This window comes from Streptomyces sp. AC627_RSS907 (assembly GCF_019049165.1).
The window spans coordinates 1-589 of the sequence record NZ_JAGMUE010001460.1; the positions used below are offsets into that span (position 1 = coordinate 1).

Annotated in this window: 1 protein-coding gene and 1 pseudogene; both read right to left on the minus strand. The window is 65.4% G+C overall.

What is annotated here, in order from left to right; genetic code table 11:
* A partial coding sequence (locus tag KUM32_RS42435) for a phage holin family protein (protein ID WP_217146912.1) occupies window positions 1-233 on the minus strand: 233 nt, incomplete at its 3' end.
* Between the two features lie 101 nt (window positions 234-334).
* Window positions 335-589: pseudogene (gene nhaA, locus KUM32_RS42440) on the minus strand (Na(+)/H(+) antiporter NhaA); the annotation flags it as partial.

Consider the following 589-nt stretch of genomic DNA (forward strand, 5'->3'; position numbering starts at 1 on the left):
GTCCAGGCGCGGAGGCCGTACGCGAGGGCGAAGCTGAGCACCGGCAGCGAGAACAGCAGCAGGACACCAGCCACGATCCCCGCGGTGCTGCCCATCACGACGCGCTTGGCGTCCTGCCGCAACTCGGCCTTGGCCAGCGCGATCTCGTCGTGCACCAACGCGGACAGTTCACTGGTGGCCGTGGACACCAGTTGCCCGAGGCTACGGTTTCCGCCCTCGTCGGCTGCGCTCATCGCCTGTCTCCCTCGTTCCTCTAGCTGCCGGCCCCGTTGGGCCGCGTACGGACGTACTACGGAGCTTCTACCGGCTTGGCGCGGATCTGAAGCCTCTTAGATCATGCCGGACCGTCGCCGTCGGTGCGCTGTGATGCCGTGGCAGCCTCCGCCAGTCTGCGGTGTTCGGCGGCCTTCTCCTCGTAGATCGCCGCCATTCGGAGGTGGTAGTCAGGCTGGTCGAGTTCGTAGATGTCCGGAACGCCGTCCTGATCCTCGTCCCGCTCCTCCTCTTCGTACAACTTCTTGTACTTGTTGTTACGCATCTTGAGCAGCACGCTGGCGAAGACCGCGGCCAGCACCGAGCCGATCAGCAC